The organism is Agromyces albus, assembly GCF_030815405.1.
Classification (GTDB): Bacteria; Actinomycetota; Actinomycetes; order Actinomycetales; family Microbacteriaceae; genus Agromyces; species Agromyces albus_A.
Window position 1 is genome coordinate 3,991,315 of sequence record NZ_JAUSWX010000001.1, and the last position, 12,866, is coordinate 4,004,180.

A 12,866-nucleotide genomic window follows, 5' to 3' on the forward strand; every position below is an offset into this window, starting at 1 on the left:
GGCTCCTTCAGTTGGTGTGGGCTGGTGGGGCGGTGCTCTCGCGCACGACGAGCTCGACGGGGCAGCGCTCGAGCTCGCCGGGATCGCGGCCGGCGATCACCTCGAACAGCGTCGCGGTTGCGAGCCGGCCGATCTCGTCGATCGGCTGGCGCACGGTGGTGAGCGGCGGCGAGACCCGCTGCGCGAGCGGCACGTCGTCGAATCCGACGACCGAGAGGTCGCGCGGCACGACGAGGCCGTGATCGCGTGCGGCGTCGAGCACGCCGAACGCCGCGAGGTCGTTCGACGCGAAGATCGCGGTCGGGGCGCCGGCGCCCCCGCGCGCGAGCAGCTTCGCGGTGCGGTGGTAGGCGACCTCCTCGGAGAAGTCGGCGTCGACAACGAGGGCATCAGGGTAGATCGAGTGGAATCCTGCGACCCGCTCCTCGGCCGAACGCAGCCCGCGCCGGCCGGTGAGTACGGCGACGTCGCGGTGCCCGAGCGAGGCGAGGTGTTCGCCGGCGAGGCGTCCGCCCTGCTCGTGGTCGGCCGCCGCGAGGGGAATGCCATCGAGCCCCTCGACCCACTCGTCGGCGAGCACGATCGGATGGCTCTGCGCGAGCTTGCTGAGGCGATCGTCGTGGCGGAGTGCGCCGGCGACGTAGATCAGGCCGTCGATCGACCTGGAGCGGAGGAGGTTGAAGTAGCGCGCCTCGCGGGATGAGGCACCGCTCGAGCCGCCGAGCACGACTCCGTAGTCGGCCTCGTCGGCCGCGCGTTCGACGCTCGCGGCGAGGCGTCCGAAGAAGGGATCGGAGACATCGGGCACGACGAGTCCGAGCATGAGGGACTTGCCAGCATGCAGGGCTCTCGCCCCCGAGTGCGGCACGTAGCCGAGGTGTTCGATCGCCGCCTGGATCCGTTCCGCAGTCTCGGGGCTCACCGGGCGCTTCGCCGACAATGCGTGCGACACCGTCGTCATGCTGACCTGCGCGACCCGCGCCACATCGCGGATCGTGGCCGCGGGCTTGCGGGTGTCGTCGCTCATGCCTGCATGCTAGCCGTCCACTGAACGTTTTGTGCACTCGGCAACAATCTGAGGGCGATTCGGCACCTCCCTGACGTGACTTTCCCGTAACACTGGGGCAGTTGCCCGAATTGTTTCGTGAATGAAACATCAGCGAAATCACGCAAAGCCTTTTGCGGCGTAACTTCTCGAAGACCCCCACAGCAGAAGGAGTCAGTGTGTCCAGTTCAGCAACCTCCCGAGTGATCTCGGTCGGCGGCGCAGTGCTCGCCGCCACCCTCGTGCTCTCCTCGTGCTCCGGCCAGACGGCCGCCAGCCAGCCGAGCGGCGACCCCGATGCGCCGAAGATCGCCATGATCTACGGCACCACCGGCGACTTCTCGTTCATGGACAGCGCCTACAAGGGCTTCACCGACGCGCAGGACGAGTACGACTTCACCCCGATCGACCTCTCGAGCCCGAACTCCGACGACTTCCAGGACCGTATCGATCTCGCCATCTCAGAGGGCGCGGGCCTCGCGATCGGCATCGGGTTCCAGTACGCCACGCCCATGGCCGAGACCACCGACCACCCCGACACCGCCTTCGTCGCGGTCGACATCGACAAGGGCACCACGATCCCCGACGTCACGACCATCTCGTTCGCGGCCGAGCAGTCGTCGTACCTCGTCGGCGTCGCCGCGGCACTCGCCTCGACGACGGGGCACGTCGGGTTCATCGGCGGCGTCGACCAGCCCAGCATCCAGAACTTCTTCGTCGGCTACGAGGCCGGAGCGAAGTCGGTCAATCCCGACATCGTCGTCGACAGCACCTACCTGTCGCCGCTCGGCGACTTCACGGGCTTCTCCGACCCCACCAAGGGCAAGGAGGCGGCCGCCTCGATGTACGCGGGCGGAGCCGACGTCATCTACGCGGCGGCCGGCGGATCGGGCCTCGGCGTGTACGAGCAGGCTCTCGCGTCGAGCACGCCGGATGCGCAGGTGTGGGCGATCGGCGTCGACGGCGACGTGTACCAGCAGGTCGACGAGTCGATCAAGCCGTACATCCTCACCTCGGCGATCAAGAACGTCAACGTCGCCGTGGAGGACAGCATCGCCGCCTTCCTCGACGGAACCCTCGAGCCGGGCGAGCAGACCTTCGACCTCTCGAACGACGGCGTCGGGTACTCGACGAGCGGCGGATTCCTCGACGAGTTCGAGGCGCAGATCGAAGAAGCCAAGCAGGCCATCATCGAGGGCGCCATCACGGTGCCGAGCGCCCTGTAGAGCGCGGTCGGGCGCGCACATGGTGGAGCGGGAAGAGCTGGTGCGACTCACCGGCATCGTCAAGAGGTTCGGCACCTTCGTCGCCAACGATCGCATCGACCTGTCGGTGAAGGCCGGCACGGTGCACGCGATCGTCGGGGAGAACGGCGCGGGCAAGTCGACCCTCATGAAGATCCTGGCCGGTGAGGAGAACCCCGACGAGGGCACGATCGAGATCGCGGGCGTCGGGCGCGCGTTCCGGTCCCCTCGGGACGCGCAACGTGCCGGTGTCGGCATCGTGCACCAGCATTTCCTGCTCGCCGACGCGCTTCGCGTGTGGGAGAACGTCGTGCTCGCCGACGAGCCGGGGTCCGCGCTCCGGCTCGACACCGTCGCCGCGCGTCGCCGCGTGGCCGACCTCGCCGCGGCCAACGGCTTCTCGGTCGATGTCGACGCCGTCGTGCGCGACCTCGGCGTCGGGGCGAGGCAGCGGGTCGAGATCCTCAAGGTGCTCTACCGCGACGCGCGCATCATCATCCTCGACGAGCCGACCGCGGTGCTCGTGCCGAGCGAGGCGCAGTCGCTCTTCGCGGCGATGCGCACGTTCACCGAGGCCGGGGCATCCGTCATCTTCATCTCGCACAAGCTCGACGAGGTGCTCGACTTCGCCGACGAGATCACCGTCATCCGCGCCGGCGAGGTCGTCGGGCACACGACGCCGGCCGCGACGAGCGCACGCGAACTCGCCTCGCTCATGGTGAAGGTCGCGATGCCCTCGGTGGCACCTCGCGTGGAACCGCCCGGTGAAGAGATCGTGCTCGAGGGCCGACGGCTCACGGTCAGCGACGACGGCGAGGTGCCCGCGCTCGACGACGTGTCGTTCTCGGTTCGATCCGGCGAGATCCTCGGCGTCGCCGGAGTCGAGGGCAACGGCCAGTCCGAGCTCATGCTCGCCGTGCTCGGACGCGTTGCGGCACGCGGCACGGTGTCGGTCGGGGGAGCGGATGTCTCGGGGCTGTCGACCGAGCAACGGCGCGGCGTCGGCATGGCGTACATCCCCGAAGATCGCCACCACGACGGGCTCGTGCTCTCGATGCCGCTCCGCGAGAACGCCGCACTCGGCCATCACTCCCGGCCCCCGGTCAAGCGCGGGCCATGGTTCAGCCGGTCGGGCGCGGCGGCGGTCGCCGAGCGGGTCATCGCACGATTCGACGTTCGCGGCGGCGGGCCGATGACCCTCGCGTCGGCCTTGTCGGGCGGCAACCAGCAGAAGTTCATCGTCGGACGCGAGCTCGGCTCCGATCCGCGCGTGCTCATTGCGGCGCATCCGACCCGTGGTGTCGACATCGGCGCGCAATCGGCGGTGTGGGCCGAACTCATCGAGGCGCGTGACCGCGGGCTCGGCACGCTGCTCATCTCGGCCGACCTCGACGAGTTGCTCGCCCTCTCCGACCGATTGCTCGTGTTCTATCGCGGCACGATCGTGGGTGAACTCGACCCTCGCGCGACCGACGCGGAGACCCTCGGCGAATACATGACCGGCGTGCGCAGCGACCGCATCGCGGCGCCGATCGACGGGAAGGCGGCCGAATGATCCGGCGCATCGTGCTCACCCTCGGCGGCCCGGTCGTGTCGGTGCTGCTCGCCCTGCTCGTGACGACGCTCTTCCTCAGCCTCAGCGGCTACTCCGCGGCATCCGCCTACGAGGTCATGTGGAACTACGGCATCGAGCCGGCCTCGCTCGTGTCGGCACTGAACAACGCGGTGCCGCTCTACATCGCGGGGGTCGCCGCCGCGTTCGCCCTGCGGATGGGGCTCTTCAACATCGGCATCGATGGCCAGTACCGCGTCGCCGCGCTCGCGGGTGCCGTCGCGGCCGCGCAGCTCCCGTTCGATCTCGCCGTGCGGCTGCCGCTCTCGCTGCTGGTCGGCTGCGTGACCGGCGCACTCTGGGCGCTCGTGCCCGCGCTGCTCAAGGTGTACCGCGGCGTGAACGAGGTCATCACCTCGATCCTCATGAACGCGATCGCGACGACCGTGGTGGCCATCCTGCTGGCGGACGTCTTCCGTGCAGGCGGCGGTCAGGACACGGGCACCGCGATCATCGACGAGAACGGCGCGATGCCGGTGCTCGTCGACCTCGGCATCGGCAATCGCACCGCGATCTCGGGTTTCCTCGTCGTCGCGATCGTGCTCGGCGTGCTGTTCTACCTGGTGCAGTACCGCACGGTGTTCGGTTTCACGCTGCAGGTCGCCGCACGTTCTCCCGAGGCTGCGGAGTCCGCCGGCATCAGGGTGAAGCGCCGCATCATCTGGGCGATGGTCGGCTCGGGCGCGATCGCGGGCCTCATCGGCCTGCCGCACGTGCTCGGCACGGCGCACCGCTTCGACGGCACCCTGCCGATCGACCTCATGGTCACGGGACTCGCGGCCGCGCTCCTCGGCAGGATGCACCCGATCGGCATGGCCTTCGGCGCGTTCCTGCTCGCCTTCGTCGAGCGCAGCTCACAAGTGCTCGGCCTGGTGCAGCTGCCGACCGAGGTCGGGTCGGTGTTCATGGCGGTGATCCTCCTGAGCTCGGCGATCGGCTACTGGTTCACCGAGAAGGCCGACCAGCGCATCGCGCTCTGGCGGGCGATCAAGGCGAGACGACGGATCCCGCTCGCCGCCGATGATGCGGGGGCCGCACGATGACCGACACCATCACGCAGGCTGCAGCGCGCCCGTCGCCGACGAGACTCGCCCCCGGACGGGCGGCGCTTCGCACCGGGCTCCGCTGGACGCTGCTCGGATTCGGGCTCATCGTCATCGCCCAGTACGTCGCCGATGCCCCGGGAATCGCGGCCTCCTCCACCTGGGGATCCGCGCTGCGCCTCACGGTGCCGATCGCCGTCGTGGCGATGGGCGGCCTCTACTCCGAGCGCGCGGGCATCATCAACGTCGGCCTCGAGGGCATGATGATCGGCGGCACCTGGATGGCGGGCCTGTTCGGCTGGTTCTGGGGGCCCTGGGCCGCGCTCGGCGGCGGCATCGTCGGCGGGCTGATCTTCGGACTGCTCATGGCGCTGCTCTGCATCGAGATGGGGCTCAACCAGCTCATCGTCGGCGTCTCGATCAACGTCATCGCGGCGGCGCTCGCCCGCTTCATGGCCGACATCGTCTTCAACGGGGTCGACGGCGGCACCATCGCGCACTCGCCGAGAATCGGCGGGTCCCTTCCGACGATCGGCATTCCGTTCCTCTCGGGCGGATACGGCACGTTCGACCTCACTCGTGTCATGGAGGCGTCGGGCCTGCCGGTCGTCGCGCAGCTCGGCGGTATCGTCGGCGGCCTCACTCGCGACGTGTCGATCACCGCCGTCATCGGGCTGCTGCTGATTCCGGCCACCGCGTACGTGCTGTGGCGCACCCCTTTCGGGCTCCGGTGGCGCGCGGCGGGCGAACGGCCGGCGGCGCTCCAGGCGCTCGGCGGCGACGTGCACCGCACACGCTGGCTCGCCGTGCTCATCGGCAGCGGCATGGCAGGCTTCGCCGGCGGATACCTCGTGCTGATCTCGCAGGGCTATGTCGAGCACCAGACGGCCGGCCGCGGCTTCATCGGACTCGCGACGCTCATCTTCGGCAACTGGATGCCATCGGGCGTGTTCCTCGGGTCATCGCTGTTCGGCTTCAGCGACGCGGTCGGGCTCGGCCGGCCCGCGACGTTCCGGGCGCTCCTGTTCATCCTCGCGATCGTCTTCGTGGTGGTCGGCATGACCCGCATCATGAAGGGCGAGCGGCGCGGCGGCATCGCCCCGCTCGTGCTGGGCGTCGTGCTCGTGCTCGTCTTCCTGTTCGTGCCGCTGCCGAGCGGCCTCGCCACGGCCGCGCCGTACCTCGTGACGCTCGCGGTGCTCGTCGTCGCCGGTGTCACCATGCGTCCGCCCGCTGCGCTCGGCCACGTGTTCCCACGAAAGAACGCGCGGTCGTGAGGTCTCGGGTGCTCGCGAACGTCGAGCTGTGGGATGGCGAGTCCGCCCAGGGGCCGCGCACGATCGAGTGGAGTGGCGGCGGCGGCCGCGACGATTCGATCGTCGCCGTGCGGCCGAGCGACGCCGCCGAGGCACCCGCCTTCGCCGTCATCCCCGGTCTCATCGACACGCACGTGCACCTCATCGGCCACGCCGGCGAGGGGCGCGTCGACTTCCTCACGTGGCCGCTCACCACGCGACCCGAGGAACAGGTGCTGCACGGGCTCGCGCACGCGCGGCAAGCGGCCCGAGGCGGCGTTACGACCCTGCGTGACCTCTCCGCCGATGACATCCAGTTCTCGCTCGCCGGGGCGCTCGACGCCGGCATCGTCGAGGGACCGCGCGTGCTCGCGCACGGCATGGTGAGCATGACCGCGGGCCACGGTGACCTGTTCGTGCCGCCTGCCGTCGCGGCGCGCAAGCCCGTCGCCGACGGCGTCGACGAGTGCCGCAAGCTCGTGCGCCAGTGGGCACGGGCGGGCGCCGACGGCGTGAAGATCGCCACGAGCGGCGGCGTGCTGTCGGTCGGCGACAAGAGCTCGTGGCGCAACCACACGCGGGCCGAGATCGCGGCGATCGTCGACGAGGCGCACGCGCTCGGCATGCTCGTGGCCGCGCACGCCCACACCGAGGAGGGCATCGGCATCGCCCTCGACGAGGGCGTCGACTCGATCGAGCACGGCACGCTCGTTTCGCGCGCCCAAGCCGAGCGCATCGCCGCTCGAGGCGTGAGCATCGCGCCCACCCTGCTCATCAACGACCGGATCGCCGCGGGCGAGTTCGGCGTGACACCCGAACAGGCGGCGAAGGCGAGTGAGCTCGTCGCCGAGCGCGATGCGCTCATGCGCTCGGCGGCCGATGCCGGCGTCGACTTCGTGCTCGGCACCGATGCCAATGGCCATCACGTCGGCTTCGGCGACCAGATGGCGGAGGTGCGCGCGATGGCCTCGACGCTGGGATGGACCGCCGAGCGTGCCCTGCAGGCGGCGACCACGCGGGCCGCCCGAGCGATCGGCCGAGCCGATTCCCTCGGCCGGGTGCGTGAGGGGTTCGCTGCGGACTTCGTCGTCGTGCGGGGCCGGCCGTGGCGCGACATCCGTGACCTCGACACTTCCGGCATCGTCGCGGTCGTCTCGCGAGGGCGCGTGGTCGCGGGCACGCTGCCCTGACCGTTCGACGTCGCCCGCGCGCCTGCTTTCAGTTCCGCACAACGCGAGCCGCGGCATCCGCTCGCCGACTGTGGCGACCTGCCAATGATGGAACATCGACCACGAATCGGACATACAGTCGTGGACTATGCATATGTTCTTCCGCACGCTGCTCCACGTGCTGTTCCTCTCGCGCCGCAAGCACGATCTCGGGCACTACGAGATCGCGCGCACGAACTTCATCACCCTGCCGACCGACCTCGACATCAACCGCCACATGAACAACGGCGTGTACTTCTCGATCATGGATGTCGCGCGCTTCGACATGCTCGTGCGCAACGGGGTCTGGCGCATCATGCGCGAGAAGGGCTGGTACCCCGTCGTCGCGAGCGAGACGATCACGTTCCGCAAGTCGCTGAACCTCTGGCAGCGGTTCACGATCGAGTCGCGCATCCTCGGCTTCGACGAGAAGGCCGTCTATGTCGAGCAGCGCTTCGTGCGGCCGGGCGCCGACGGCGTGCCCGAGGTCTTCGCCCAGGGCTTCATCCGCGGGCGGTTCCTGCGCAAATCGGGCGGCATCGTGCCGGTGCCCGAGCTCATCGAGGCGTTCGGCACCGTCGAGGGCGAGGGCCTGCCCGAGTGGATCGAGCGATGGGGAGCGGATGTCGCGCTGCCCGCGACGCGCGCCGAGGCGCCGTCGGTCTGGCACTGAGCGGCCGAGGCGTGGCTACGCGAGCCGACTGCATCGCGCTCAGCGCCGAGCAGCGTCGGGCACGTTGAGATCGCGGTAGTGCTCCGAGAACGCCGGGTAGTAGTGATCCCATTCGGGCAGGGCCGCGCCCGAGCGGGCGGCGCTGAGGCGGTCGAGGTAGTAGTCCCAGCCGGGGCCGATGCTCGGGGCATCCGCTGCACTGTTCAATCGCTGGCCGAGCGTGAGCGTCGTCATGCCGCCGCCCTCGAGGAGGTGGCAGAAGACGCGCCACGCGTTGTCGCCCGAACCGGCATCGGCGGTGAAGCGATACGGCGGCGTGCACTCGAGGATGCTCACGTTCTCCCACTCGGCGTCGGGCTCGGCCGACATGATGAAGCGCACGCCACCCGTGGCGGGGCTGCCGGTGTAGGTGCCGATCCACGACTGCATCGCGGTGGGATTCGTGAGGCTGTACCAGACGTCGACGATCGGCGCATGGAACAAGCGGTCGAACTGCAGGTACAGGCCGTTAGGCTTCAACGCATAGTGTCCGGTCGGCTTCGCGATCATCTTCGACCCCCGCTCGTCGTGCTCTTCAGGCTAATGCGGTCGGCCTGCTTTCACTAGAGCTTCACGCGAGCGATCGGGCTCATTAGAGTGGCGCCATGGGTTGCGGGAGGGCGTGTCGCCGCTCCTGATCAGACCCGAGCGAGGCGGGGGAGAATGCAGATACCGAAGCCATCGGATGCCGCCAAGGAGCGGTTCACGTCGTCGATGCCCGATGACCCGCGCGTCGTCGTGAAGCCCATGTTCGGCAACCTCGGCGCGTTCGTGAACGGCAACATGTTCGCGGGTCTCTTCGGCGATCGCATCGGCGTGCGAGTGCTCGACGAGGGGGTTCGCACCGAGCTGGAGTCGACCGAGGGCGCCGGACCGTTCGGGCCCGAGGAGCGGCCCATGGGCGGCTACGTCTCCGTGCCCGAAGCATGGGATCGCGAGCCCGAACGCCTCACGGAGTGGGTGGAGCGAGCGTTCGACGAGGTCGCGCAGCTGCCGCCGAAGGCGCCGAAGTCCAAGCGCTGACGGGCGCCGGCGGGCCAGCCCGCGTTGATCCGCGCTGAGTGCGGGCGGCCCGTCGTGCCCCGTTCCTGGGAGCCCGGTGATCTGCTTCTCATCCCGGAGGCGTCGAGCGACTGCCCAAGAACACTTCGGTCACCCGCTTGGCCAAGTCATCTTCGGTCATCGTGGTGTCAGCCTCGATGGCATGCAGTTCGAGACGCTTCGTTTCCTCGTAGAGACGTTTCACGAAGGCTTGGTCGCGTTCAGCGATGTTGCGGCCGGCTCGCTCCGGATCACTGGTCTTCCAGATGAACCCTTCGCCGGGCGTGGCCCGACTCTGGATTGCGGTCCGGCGGAACTCGGGTGTGGGGAGGAGCCAAACCGCGTGACTGGACACGGAAAGTAGCGGCTTCACGAGGTGTGGCAACAGTCGGAAGCCCTCGACGATGACACAGGGTTCCGGTGGCAGGCGAAGGAGGTCTTCGATGATCAGCCCGAAGCCCTCACCGCGAAACCAGTGGAAGGTCTCGAGCATGGTTTCCGGAGGCCGGTTCACCCATCGCTCGTCCATATCCATGGCCATGAACTGCTGCAGGAACGGGGTTTCTTCGGGTGTGGTCCGGCGGGCGTGCTCCGACATCATGTCGTCGGTCGCGTAGAGACGCCACCCGTACTGATTCGCCAAACGGCGAGCAATCGTCGACTTGCCGGCACCACTTCCGCCACCGATCCAGTAGACACGCCGCAGCTGTTCACGCAACGCTGCGGCGTCGGCAGCCGCTTCATATCGTTCGGATCGCATCCTTCTCCTGTCTGGCTTCACCACACGACGTTAGTGCCGTCGATCTGTCCCGATTCGGCCGCTGGCTGACCGCGGCGGCGTAGGTGGCCCAGTCGCCTGCGGAACTCGCTGACGCTCTCGCGCACAGGCTCGAGCTCGCGATATGCAGGGGATTCCGCATCAGAGGCGCCGATGCGGGGCTATGACCGCGAATCCCCTGCAGTTCAGTTCCTGCCGCGGTGCGTCAGCCGAGGTCGCCCTCGAGCACGGCCATCGCCGCGTTGTGGCCGCCGATGCCGCTCACGCCGCCGCCGCGTACGGCGCCCGCGCCGCAGACGAGGATCCGCGGATGCCGCGTCGCCACGCCCCATCGCTCGGCGGGCGTGTCGAGCGGCGCGCCGTCTTCGGCCCACGGCCAGGAGAGCGGGCCGTGGAAGATGTTGCCGCCCGGCATGCGCAATGCCTCCTCGAGGTCGAGGGTGGTCTTCGTCTCGATGCAGGGGCGGCCGGCGGCATCCGTCGCGATCACGTCTTCGATGGGTTCGGCGAGCACGGAGTTGAGCGAAGCGAGCACCGCCGCCTGCAACTGCGACCGCAGCTCGTCGTTGGTGAAGCGCTCGAGCAGTCGATGGGGCGCGTGCAGCCCGAACACGGTGAGGGTATGCGCGCCCGAGGCCGCGAGCTCGGGCGAGAGGATCGACGGGTCGCTCAACGTGTGGCAGTAGATCTCGCACGGCAGCGGCGAAGGGATCGAACCGCGCGCAGCAGCCGTGTAGGCGGCGTCGAGCTGCGACTCGAGCTCGTTGATGTGAAACGTGCCGGCGAACGCGACCTCGGGAGCAATCCTCGGGTCGCGTAAGCGCGGCAGTCGCGTGAGCAGCAGGTTGACCTTCACCTGTGCGCCTTCGGGCTCGGCGGCGAGCCGAAGCCGCTCGCGGACGACGGGCGGGACGTCGATCTTCGTGTCGGGCGTGAACGGCGGCTGGTCACGAGGTGCGATCGAGCCGGATGCCTCGCGAGCCTCGCGTGCTGCGTGCGCCGCGGCATCCGCTGCTCCGGCGCCGAGCAGCCGGTCGAGCACGGCCGGTGCGACGTTCGAGAGCAGGGTGCCCGCGGTCGCCTCGAGTTCGGCGCCTTGGAGGCGATACCGCACTCGGCCGCCCGGATCGACGGCGAGCACCTCGGCGCCCGTCGCGAGTTCGGCGCCGGCCTCTCGGGCGGCCCGGGCGAGCTCGCCGCTGACGGCGCCCCATGCCGCCGACGGGCACGTCCCAATCGCCGGTGCCGCCGCCGACCACGTGATACAGGAAGCACCGGTTGGCGTCGAGCGCCGGATCGTCGAGGCTCGTGAACGTGCCGATGAGGCCGTCGGTCGCGACGACGCCGCGCACGAGGTCGCTCTCGAATCGCGCCTCGATCGCTTCGCCGAGCGGGCGCTCGACGAACTCGCGCCACACCCGATCGTCGCCGATGAGGGCGCGCGCCTCGGCGCGAGTGGGCAACGGCTCGGTGAGGGTCGGAAAGAGGCGCTCGGCGACGTGGGCGGTGTCGGCGTAGAACCCGTTCCACGCGTGTGCGTCGGTCTCGGCCCCGATGTCGGCGAACGCGGCGGCGGAGGCCTCGGCGCCGGCCTCGCGGTCGATCAGCAGCCCGCACGACGGATCGGCCGGGTCGGGTGTGTAGGAGGAGTAGCGGCGGCGTACGAGCTGCACGTCGAGGGCGAGATCGTCGATGATGCGCTGCGGCAGCAGGCTCACGAGGTACGAGTAGCGCGAGAGGCGTGCGTCGACGCCGTCGAACGCCTCGGCCGAGACGGCCGCGCCACCGAGGTGGTCGTCGCGCTCGAGCAGGAGCACGCGCTTGCCGGCGCTGGCGAGGTAGGCGGCGGCGGTGAGGCCGTTGTGGCCGCCGCCGATGATCACGACGTCGTGGGGCTGGCGCATCCAACGAGCGTAACGAGCGGATGCGGCATCCGCCTGGCTCTGTTTCGCAATTCAAGAGCGCGTTCGGCGTGGCGCGCCCGGGCCCCGGCGTGTCGCGGTCGACACGCCGGGGCCTCCTGAATTGTGAGAAGGGGTTGACCGTCAGCTGGCGCGGCGCATGGACCGCACGCCCACGAACACGCCGAGCGCACACGTCGCCACCGCAGCGAGGATGCCGCCGAGCACGGCAGGGGCGCCGAAGTCACCCGCGAGCAGTGCGCGCTCGGCGCCGACGAGGTAGCTGAGCGGGTTCACGGCCGCCGCGACCTGCATCCAGTCGGGACCGTCTTCGAGCGGAAGCAGCATGCCCGAGAGGATCATCAGCGGGAACAGCAGCGTCTGGTGCACCATCCAGAACATCCAGTCGCGGTTGCGGCACGCGAGGGCGAGCGAGTAGCTCAGCGCGCCGAAGCCGATGCCGAACACCGCGAGCACCGCGAGGCCGGAGACGAGCCCGAACGGGTCGACGCTGAATCCGAACGGCACCGCGACGAGCACGACGATCGTGCCCTGGATCACGAGCGGCACGACCTCCTTCAGGGCGCGGCCGACGAGGAGCGCGCTGCGGGAGAGCGGCGCCACGAGCGTGCGCTCGTGCGAACCGGTCTGCATCTCGAAGAGGAGGTTCGCGCCGGTCGAGGCCGTGCCGAAGAGCGCGACCATCACGAGGATGCCGGGCACGAACCACTGCAGCGTGCCCGCGACGTCGCCGCCCGCGGCACCGACGAGCAACGGCCCGAAGAGCCCGAGGAAGACGAGCGGCTGCACAAGGCTGAACATGACGCTGAACGGGTCGCGCACGAGCGGACGGGACTCGCGCACGAAGACGCTCGCGGTGTCGCGCACGAATCCGGTCGGGCGAGCGAATGTCTCAGGGGAAGTGGTGGTGGACATTGGGTGCTCCTTCGTTGTGGTCGAGCGTGTCGGTGGTCGAGTGGCGCCGGC

At 69.5% G+C, this 12,866-nt stretch carries 11 protein-coding genes and 1 pseudogene; 7 read left to right on the forward strand and 5 right to left on the reverse strand.

The genetic code is table 11. From position 1 onward, the window contains the following. Window positions 1-7 precede the first annotated feature (7 nt). Window positions 8-1,027 carry a LacI family DNA-binding transcriptional regulator gene (locus QFZ29_RS18980; protein WP_306896074.1) on the reverse strand — a complete coding sequence of 340 codons (1,020 nt, stop codon included), beginning with the start codon at window positions 1,025-1,027 and terminating at the stop codon, window positions 8-10. 197 nt (window positions 1,028-1,224) lie between these two features. Here QFZ29_RS18980 and QFZ29_RS18985 point away from each other — a divergent pair, with 197 nt between their 5' ends. The 6 genes from QFZ29_RS18985 (at window position 1,225) to QFZ29_RS19010 (ending at window position 8,120) form a co-directional block, all read left to right on the forward strand. Then, entirely contained in the window at window positions 1,225-2,271 is a 1,047-nt protein-coding gene (locus QFZ29_RS18985) for a BMP family lipoprotein (RefSeq protein WP_306896076.1), read from the forward strand. A gap of 19 nt (window positions 2,272-2,290) precedes the next feature. Then, window positions 2,291-3,844, forward strand: a complete 1,554-nt coding sequence (locus QFZ29_RS18990) for an ABC transporter ATP-binding protein (RefSeq protein WP_306896078.1) — start codon at window positions 2,291-2,293, stop codon at window positions 3,842-3,844. Continuing rightward, window positions 3,841-4,944 carry an ABC transporter permease gene (locus tag QFZ29_RS18995; RefSeq protein ID WP_306896080.1) on the forward strand — a complete coding sequence of 368 codons (1,104 nt, stop codon included), beginning with the start codon at window positions 3,841-3,843 and terminating at the stop codon, window positions 4,942-4,944. The genes QFZ29_RS18990 and QFZ29_RS18995 overlap by 4 nt, the downstream gene beginning before the upstream one ends. After that, window positions 4,941-6,221 (forward strand): ABC transporter permease, encoded by a 1,281-nt coding sequence (locus QFZ29_RS19000; RefSeq protein WP_306896082.1) that lies wholly within the window; start codon window positions 4,941-4,943, stop codon window positions 6,219-6,221. Before QFZ29_RS18995 ends, QFZ29_RS19000 begins: the two co-directional genes overlap by 4 nt. Then, a complete protein-coding gene (locus QFZ29_RS19005; protein ID WP_306896084.1) occupies window positions 6,218-7,429 on the forward strand; it encodes an amidohydrolase family protein in 1,212 nt (403 codons plus the stop codon). The genes QFZ29_RS19000 and QFZ29_RS19005 overlap by 4 nt, the downstream gene beginning before the upstream one ends. Window positions 7,430-7,562: 133 nt before the next feature. Next, on the forward strand, window positions 7,563-8,120 hold the full coding sequence (locus QFZ29_RS19010) for an acyl-CoA thioesterase (RefSeq protein WP_373426244.1): 558 nt from the start codon (window positions 7,563-7,565) through the stop codon (window positions 8,118-8,120). Between the two features lie 39 nt (window positions 8,121-8,159). Here QFZ29_RS19010 and QFZ29_RS19015 read toward each other — a convergent pair whose 3' ends face one another. Beyond that, window positions 8,160-8,639, reverse strand: coding sequence for an SRPBCC domain-containing protein (locus tag QFZ29_RS19015; RefSeq protein WP_306896088.1), 480 nt, complete (start codon window positions 8,637-8,639; stop codon window positions 8,160-8,162). Between the two features lie 183 nt (window positions 8,640-8,822). On the opposite strand from QFZ29_RS19015, the gene QFZ29_RS19020 reads away from it, so the two are divergent. Then, the gene (locus QFZ29_RS19020) at window positions 8,823-9,182 is read left to right on the forward strand and encodes a TfoX/Sxy family protein (protein ID WP_306896089.1); all 360 of its coding nucleotides are present in this window, start codon (window positions 8,823-8,825) and stop codon (window positions 9,180-9,182) included. An 88-nt stretch (window positions 9,183-9,270) separates the two neighbouring features. Here QFZ29_RS19020 and QFZ29_RS19025 read toward each other — a convergent pair whose 3' ends face one another. The 3 genes and pseudogenes from QFZ29_RS19025 to QFZ29_RS19035 all read right to left on the reverse strand — a co-directional run bounded on the left by QFZ29_RS19025 (window position 9,271) and on the right by QFZ29_RS19035 (window position 12,815). After that, entirely contained in the window at window positions 9,271-9,960 is a 690-nt protein-coding gene (locus QFZ29_RS19025; protein WP_306896091.1) for a shikimate kinase, read from the reverse strand. Between the two features lie 223 nt (window positions 9,961-10,183). Next, window positions 10,184-11,882: pseudogene (locus tag QFZ29_RS19030) on the reverse strand (phytoene desaturase family protein). Between the two features lie 141 nt (window positions 11,883-12,023). Continuing rightward, complete coding sequence (locus QFZ29_RS19035) at window positions 12,024-12,815, reverse strand: ABC transporter permease (protein WP_306896093.1); 792 nt, start codon at window positions 12,813-12,815, stop codon at window positions 12,024-12,026. Between the last annotated feature and the right edge of the window lie 51 nt (window positions 12,816-12,866).